Below are 5,104 nucleotides of genomic sequence, written 5' to 3' on the forward strand. Positions count from 1 at the left end.
GGGTCCGGCGCCTCGCCGTGGCTCGAAGCCGGCTACACACAGATCGCCTCCGGCCTCGCCTCGCGGCTCGGCATCGCCTTCGAGGTGCGGCGCAGCGACCTGCGCACCCTGGTGGGCTGCGGTGCGGCCGGGGCCATCGCGGCCGGCTTCGGCGCGCCGCTCGCCGGCGCCTTCTACGCCTTCGAGCTGATCATCGGCACCTACTCCATCGCCACCCTGACGCCCGTGATCGTCGCGGCCCTGTGCGGCAACCTGATCTCCCGGTCGCTGATCGAGGCCCAGCCGCTCGTCGATCTCGGGGACATGCAGGCGGTCACGACCTCGCACGTCACCAGCCTGGAGATCCTACCGAGCCTCGCCCTCGGGCTGGTCTGTGCGGGCCTCGGCATCCTGATCATGCGCGGGGTCACCCTGGTCGAGCGCCTCGTCCAGGCCTCGGGCGTCCCGCGGGTGGCGGCGCCCGCCTTCGGGGGGCTGTGCGTCGGCGCGCTGGCGCTGCTGGCGACGCCGCAGGTGCTCTCGGGCGGTCACGGCGCCCTGCACATGCACTTCGCCTCCGAAGGGCAGGGACACGGCATCGCCGCCCTGGCCGGGCTGTTCGCCGCCAAGGCGGTGGCGTCGGCGATCTCGATCGGCTCGGGGTTCCGGGGCGGTCTGTTCTTCGCGTCCCTGTTCCTGGGCGCCATCGCCGGCAAGCTGTTCGCCGCCCTCGCCCCCGTGCTGGTGCCGCCGCTCGCGGATTTCGGCCTCACGCCCCTGGCCTACGCGGTGATCGGCATGAGCGCCCTGGCCGTCGCGATCATCGGCGGCCCGCTGACCATGACGTTCCTGGCGCTGGAGGTCACCGGCAGCCTGCCGATCACCGGCGTCGTGCTGGCGGCGGTGATCGCGTCCTCGCTCACCGTGCGCAAGACCTTCGGCTATTCCTTCGCCACCTGGCGCTTCCACCTGCGCGGCGAGAGCATCCGCAGCCCCCACGATGTCGGCTGGATCCGCTCGCTCACCGTCGGCCGCCTGATGCGCCGCAATCCCGGGACCGTGGCGGTGGATACGCCGCTGCCCACCTTCCTGCGTGCCCATCCCCTCGGCTCGCCCTCTCGGGTGATCGCCGTGGACGGGGGCGGGCGCTATGCCGGCATCGTGAACGTGCCCGAGGCGCACGCGGCGTCCCGGGATTCCGGCGCCGACGCGCAGCCCGTGCTCGCCGACCTGCTCCTCCATGGGGACGATTTCCTCACGCCGGGCATGAACGCCAAGGACGCCGCCGCCGCCTTCGACCGCACGGAGAGCGAGGCGCTCGCAGTCGTCGAGAGTGCCGAGAGCCGCAAGGTGCTGGGCCTGCTCACCGAGAGCCACACGTTGAAGCGCTACAGCGAGGAACTCGACCGCCAGCGCCGGGCGATGGCGGGCGAAACCGACTGATTGTCAGGCCGGCGTGTTGACCGCACGCGCGGGTGCAACAATCACCCTGACATCTCCGACCCGGGCTCCGCAAAAGCCCGATCTCCGACATGCGTGGAGGACACATGCCCGGCCAAGAAAAACCCGGTCCAGATAAACCCGGCCACCCGAACAGCCCGCCCCGCCCTTACCGCATCGCCGTCATTCCCGGCGACGGTATCGGCAAGGAGGTGGTGCCGGAGGGCGTGCGCGTGCTGGAGCAGGCGGCCAAGCGCCACGGCTTCTCGCTCCAGCTCGACTGGTTCGATTTCGCGAGCTGCGACTACTACGAGCAGCACGGCCGGATGATGCCGGAGGATTGGAAGGCGCAGATCGAGACCCACGACGCGATCTATTTCGGCGCCGTCGGCATGCCCGAGCGGGTGCCCGACCACATCTCGCTCTGGGGCTCCCTGATCCTGTTCCGGCGGGAATTCGACCAGTACGCCAACCTGCGCCCGGTGCGGCTGATGCCGGGGGTGAAGTGCCCGCTCGCCGACCGCAAGCCGGGCGATATCGACTTCTGGGTGGTCCGCGAGAACACCGAGGGCGAGTACTCGAACGCGGGCGGCCGGATGTTCGCCGGCACCGACCGGGAATTCGCCCTGCAGGAGACGATCATGACCCGTCACGGGACCGACCGGATCCTGAAATTCGCCTTCGAGCTGGCCCAGAAGCGCCCGAAGAAGCACCTGACCTCGGCCACGAAGTCGAACGGCATCTCGATCACCATGCCGTACTGGGACGAGCGGGTGAAGGCGGTGGCCGAGTCCTATCCGGACGTCCGGTGGGACCAGTACCACATCGACATCCTGACCGCGCATTTCGTCCTGAACCCGGACCGGTTCGACGTGGTGGTGGCCTCCAACCTGTTCGGCGACATCCTGTCGGATCTGGGCCCGGCCTGCACGGGCACGATCGGCATCGCGCCGTCGGGCAACATCAACCCGGAGCGGGTGCACCCGTCCGTGTTCGAGCCGGTCCACGGCTCGGCGCCGGACATCGCCGGCCAGGGGATCGCCAACCCGATCGGTCAGATCTGGTCGGGGGCGATGATGCTGGAGCATCTCGGCGAGCACGAAGCCGCCCGGGAGATCGTCAGCGGGATCGAACGGGTGCTGTCCGAGCGGACCCTGCGCACCCGCGACCTCGGCGGCAACGCCGACACGCAGGCCTGCGGCAAGGCGGTGGCGCAGGCGCTGGGGTAGGGAGGCGGGTTCGCCCTGCCGCACCCTCATCCTGGGGTGCGGCGGAGCCGCCTCGCAGGCGCCTTCCGGAGATCGCGCGACCTCCGGAAGGCGCCTTCGGGGCCTGCGCTCCGCTCCGGCCCCTCAGGACGCGGTGCGCGGGTCGGAGCGCCGTCGCGAAACGCGCGATCAGCGGGGACGGCGGCGCACGCTCACCACGTTGCTGGCCGGCTCCGCCTTGCCGGACGCCGCCGGCAGGGCATCGAGGGCCGCCTTGACGATGGCTTTGGCGTCGAGGCCGGCCTCGGCGTACATCTTCTCGGGGCTGTCGTGGTCTTGGTAGGTGTCCGGCAGCGTCAGCGTCCGCACCCGGACCCCGCCCGCGTCCAGCGCGCCCGTCTCCGACAGCAGGTGCAGCACCATCGCGCCGAACCCGCCCCGCGAGCCCTCCTCGATCGTCAGCAGGACCTCGTGGTCCCGCGCCAGATCCAGGATCAGCGCCTCGTCCAGCGGCTTGGCGAACCGCGCATCCGCCACCGTCACCGCCACGCCCTGCTCGGACAGCGTGTCCGCCGCCTTCGAGGCCTCGGCCAGCCGCGTGCCCAGGCTGAGGATCGCCACCTGCGCCTCCGCGTCCCGGCGCACCACCCGGCCCTTGCCGATCGCCAGCACCGCGCCCCGCTCCGGCAGCTCGACCCCCACGCCCTCGCCGCGCGGGTAGCGCAGGGCGATCGGGCCCGAATCATGCGCGTGGGCGGTGGCCACCATGTGCACCAGCTCGGCCTCGTCGGAGGCCGCCATCACGGTCATGTTCGGCAGGCAGCACAGATACGCCAGGTCGAACGCGCCGGCATGCGTCGCCCCGTCCGCGCCCACCAGACCCGCCCGGTCCAGGCAGAACCGCACCGGCAGGTTCTGCAGCGCCACGTCGTGCACCACCTGGTCGTAGGCCCGCTGCAGGAAGGTCGAGTAGATCGCCACGAACGGCCGGTAGCCCTCGGTGGCCAGCCCGCCCGCGAACGTCACCGCGTGCTGCTCGGCGATGCCCACGTCGAAGGTCTTGTCCGGATGCGCCTTGCCGAACAGGTCGATGCCGGTGCCGCCCGGCATGGCGGCGGTGATCGCCACCACCTTGTCGTCGGCATCCGCCGCCTTGATCAGGCTCTCGCCGAACACCCGCGTGTAGGCCGGCGCGTTCGGCTTGGCCTTGGCCTGCACGCCCGAGATCACGTCGAACTTGACCACGCCGTGGTAGCGGTCGGCGCTCGCCTCGGCCGGCGCGTAGCCCTTGCCCTTCTGGGTGACGACGTGCAGCAGGATCGGGCCGTGCTCGGCGTCGCGGACGTTCTTGAGCACCGGCAGCAGGTGGTCGAGATTGTGCCCGTCCACCGGGCCGACGTAGTGGAAGCCCATCTCCTCGAACATGGTGCCGCCGCCGACCACGAGCGAGCGGGCGTATTCCTCGGCCGCCGCGGCGCGCTGGTAGAGCGCCTTCGGCAGCAGCTTGCCGAGCTGCTTGGCGGTCTCGCGCAGGGACTGGTAGGCGCCCCCCGAGGCCAGCCGCGCGAGATAGGCCGACATGGCGCCCACCGGCGGGGCGATCGACATGTCGTTGTCGTTGAGGATGACGATCAGGCGCGAGTGCAGGGCGCCGGCATTGTTGAGCGCCTCGTAGGCCATGCCGGCCGACATCGAGCCGTCGCCGATCACCGCGATGGCGTTGCGGCGCTTCTGCGGGCGGCCCTTCACCTTGGCGGTGGCGTTGTCGAGGTCGCGCGCGACCGCCATGCCCAGCGCCGCCGAGATCGAGGTCGAGGAATGGGCGGCGCCGAACGGGTCGTAGACGCTCTCGCTGCGCTTGGTGAAGCCCGACAGCCCCCCGCCCTGGCGCAGGGTCCGGATGCGGTCGCGGCGCTCGGTCAGGATCTTGTGCGGGTAGCACTGGTGGCCGACGTCCCAGACGATGCGGTCGTCGGGGGTGTCGAACACGTGGTGCAGCGCCACCGTCAGCTCGACCACGCCGAGCCCCGAGCCCAGATGGCCGCCGGTGATCGACACCGCGTCGATCATCTCGGCGCGCACCGCCTCCGCAACAGCCGGAAGATCCGATTCCGGAAGACGCCGCAGCGCCGCAGGATTCGGGACACGGTCCAGCAACGCCGATTGCTCAGGGGAGAGTGCCAATGGTCGCATCCGTTCGTTCGAATATGGCGACGGCTCCGTCACGGGCCCGTGGCAACCGCAACGCCAGCACCCCGGGAGCACGCGTTCATGCTAGAACCCGCCCGTCCGCCGCTGTCATGATAGTGCCAGGTACGGATGAACGGCGGCGCGATCAATGTCGGGCCGTCGCTTTTTTGAATCACGTGCCCTTAACGCCACAAGAGGTTCGCCTTTGAATCCGGCTCGTCTGTGCACAATCCTGCTCGCGCTCGCGATTACGGTTTACGGTCAAGCTTACGCCGCGGCGCGCCGCT

At 70.5% G+C, this 5,104-nt stretch carries 3 protein-coding genes; 2 read left to right on the top strand and 1 reads right to left on the bottom strand.

Annotated elements, in window-relative coordinates:
* A partial coding sequence (locus I53_RS21185) for a chloride channel protein (RefSeq protein WP_043354381.1) occupies positions 1 to 1,422 on the top strand: 1,422 nt, incomplete at its 5' end.
* Between the two features lie 104 nt (positions 1,423 to 1,526).
* A complete protein-coding gene (locus I53_RS21190; protein ID WP_051044939.1) occupies positions 1,527 to 2,648 on the top strand; it encodes a tartrate dehydrogenase in 1,122 nt (373 codons plus the stop codon).
* A 168-nt stretch (positions 2,649 to 2,816) separates the two neighbouring features.
* On the opposite strand, the gene dxs is transcribed toward I53_RS21190, so the two are convergent.
* Positions 2,817 to 4,820 (bottom strand): 1-deoxy-D-xylulose-5-phosphate synthase, encoded by a 2,004-nt coding sequence (dxs, locus tag I53_RS21195; protein WP_043354383.1) that lies wholly within the window; start codon positions 4,818 to 4,820, stop codon positions 2,817 to 2,819.
* Between the last annotated feature and the right edge of the window lie 284 nt (positions 4,821 to 5,104).

It is taken from the genome of Methylobacterium sp. B1, assembly GCF_000333255.1.
GTDB lineage: Bacteria > Pseudomonadota > Alphaproteobacteria > Rhizobiales > Beijerinckiaceae > Methylobacterium > Methylobacterium fujisawaense.